This is a genomic window from Mesorhizobium sp. M7A.F.Ca.US.006.04.2.1 (genome assembly GCF_004022915.1).
Taxonomy (GTDB): Bacteria; Pseudomonadota; Alphaproteobacteria; order Rhizobiales; family Rhizobiaceae; genus Mesorhizobium; species Mesorhizobium ciceri.
In genome coordinates, this window is the sequence record NZ_RZQA01001613.1 from 1 (window position 1) to 508 (window position 508).

Consider the following 508-nt stretch of genomic DNA (forward strand, 5'->3'; position numbering starts at 1 on the left):
ATGCAAGGCTGCGCGAGCACATGGCCGGCATTCGTTTCGAGGACCTTGCCAAGCCGTTCGTCGCGGTCACTTCCGAAATCCGCACGGGCCACGAAATCTGGCTGTCGAGCGGCTCATTGATCACCGCCATGCGCGCCTCTTATGCGCTTCCCGGCGTGTTCGAGCCGGTGAATTGCAACGGCCGCGTGCTGGTCGACGGCGCTCTGGTCAACCCCGTACCGGTTTCGGTCTGCCGCGCCTACGAGCAGCCGCTCGTCGTGGCGGTCAACCTTCACTATGACCTGTTCGGCCGTGCCGCCGTCATCAAGCACAGCGCTGGCGAACTGGTCGTCGAAAAGGACGCGCCGAGGGCCGGACATGGCGATCCCGAACACCAGTCGCATCAGACCCGGCTCGGCATCACCGGCGTCATGGTCGAGGCCTTCAACATCATCCAGGACCGCATTTCGCGCGCAAGACTTGCCGGCGATCCGCCAGACATGTCGCTACAGCCGAAGCTCAGCCATAT

1 protein-coding gene is annotated in these 508 nt (G+C 63.6%); it reads left to right on the forward strand.

Features of this window, described 5'->3' with window-relative positions:
• On the forward strand, positions 1-508 hold a 508-nt coding region (locus EN925_RS39035), incomplete at both ends, for a patatin-like phospholipase family protein (protein ID WP_206633238.1).